At 54.9% G+C, this 2,168-nt stretch carries 1 protein-coding gene; it reads left to right on the plus strand.

What is annotated here, in order from left to right; genetic code table 11:
• Nucleotides 1-12: 12 nt before the first annotated feature.
• Nucleotides 13-2,168, plus strand: a 2,156-nt coding sequence (locus tag AWB64_RS30465; RefSeq protein WP_157766739.1) for a type VI secretion system Vgr family protein, incomplete at its 3' end; no start/stop codon positions are given.

The raw sequence follows: 2,168 nt of genomic DNA on the forward strand, positions 1-2,168 counted from the left end.
GTTATCCGCAGAATGAGCATCGTGACGCGATCAGAAATATCACAGGGCGCGCTTCCAGGCCACGCGAGCTACTTCCTTCAGGTCGTGGGAGAAGAGCGCATCAAGGACATATCAATCGTGTCCTTTAAACTCACTGAAAAAGCCGGTGAACCGTACCGCATAGACATTGTCGCAACGCACCCCATCAAATTCAAGCGCGACGTTATTCTCGGCCATCAGGCCCGTTTCACGATGGCACTGCCAGGCGCAACTCCGCGCGTATGGGGTGGGCGGATCACGCATTTCACGCACACAAAAACCACCAAGGACATCAACAACTTCGAGATCGTGATCGAGGCACATATCGGCTGCCTTAATCCGCACACAACCCGCACGTATCAGCACAAGACCGCACGGCAAATAATCTCTGAAATCTTGGTGAACAATGGACTTAGGGACCATCAGTTCGAGTTCAAGCTGCGCCGCGAATATCCCGTCCACGCATTTCGCTTTCAATACCGGACCGGCGACTGGCGTTTCATCCAAATACTGATGCAGCAAGAAGGAATTTTTAGCTACGTCGTGCAGGGGGAACACGGCGACGTCGTAGTATTCGGCGACGATATCGACCACTACATTTACCAGCCCGCACTGCGCGTGCCTTACCGCGAAAATTACGGGCTTGTCACTGGCGAACAATCTGTCTCAGTACTGCACACTCACACCACAACGGTGCCGCAGTCGTTTGTGGTGGCCGACTACAACCCGGACCTTGCATGGGAACTGCTTAAAGCCAAAGCGAACGTCGCGACGGGCGACACCACAACATTCGGGCAGCCCTATGTTTTCGGTACGAATCATCTGAGTTACCGAGGCGCAGAGTGGGAAGCCGAGTTACGCCACGAAGCGGCGCTAGCGTGGCAAGTCGTGTATGAGGGCATAAGCGATATCCCAGCCCTGAGCGTCGGGCGCATTCTGACCGTAGACGTGAACCTACCCGACGCCCCTCATGGGCAGGTCGTGATTGAAGTCATTCACAGCGGTGGACGTAGCCAGTCGTATAGCAACTCGTACAAGGCCATCCCTTCGAATCGGCGTTTTCGGCTGAAAATCGAAGACGACACCTGGCCTAAAATAAGCGGCTCGCTAAGTGCGCGTGTGACTTCGCCAAATAAATACAAGTACCCCTATGTGACAAAGTTGGGCTATTACGTGGTCCGCCTTGACTGTGATCTTGGCGAATGGCCCAAGGGCGGGGAAAGTGTCCCCTTACGCTTGGCGAAGCCATTTGCAGGAGCCATGAACACAGGCTTTCACTTTCCTGTGGTAGATGGCACCGAAGCGGTTATCGAGTTTCGAGACGGCGATCCAAACAAACCATATATTGCAGCGTTTCACCACAATAGCCAGCAGATTGACTTAATCACCAACCAAGACCGCTGGATGTCGCGCCACGTAATTCACACACAGGGCGATAACAGGATTCAGTTCGAGGATTGGGAAAAAGAGGAGCACGTCAAGTTATCCACGCAGCACTCGGGCAAGAGCCAACTCACGTTAGGGCATATCGTCAATGGTCAACGCCAGAAAAGAGGCGAAGGCTTTGAGCTGAGGACAGCGGCATACGGGTCGATACGCGCCGGCTATGGCCTGCACCTGACGGCTCATAACCGGCCCGATGCAAGCGGCAAGCAACTGGACATGCAGGAGACCATCGCGCAGCTTGAAAAGGCGCTGGCACTCGCGCGGTCGCTGGCTGACTCGGCGCGTGCGTCGAAGACCCAACCCGCCGACACGGACGGGCAGAAGAACACCAACGATCAACTTGACCAGTTCAAGGAACCGGGGATCCTCGCCAGCGCCCCCGGCCCGGTTGGGATCGTCTCAGGTAAGTCCGTACAGGTCACGGCCAATAACGATATTCAAGCCATCGCCGGAAAGAACGTTGACCTGAGTATCGGCAAGAGTTTTACGGTCGCGGCGGTCAAATTGGTTTCGTTGTTCGCGCAAAAGCTGGGTATCAACATATTTGCTGCGAAAGGCCCCATCAAGATACAGGCGCAGAGCGATACGCTACAACTGGCCGCCGCTCAGGACGTTACGGTATCGAGTGTCGATGGCGCTGTTTTTGTCCGAGCGGCTAACGAACTAGCACTTGAGTGTGGCGGCGCTTTCATCCAGATGAGATA

Origin of the sequence: Caballeronia sordidicola (assembly GCF_001544455.2) — a bacterium.
Classification (GTDB): Bacteria; Pseudomonadota; Gammaproteobacteria; order Burkholderiales; family Burkholderiaceae; genus Caballeronia; species Caballeronia sordidicola.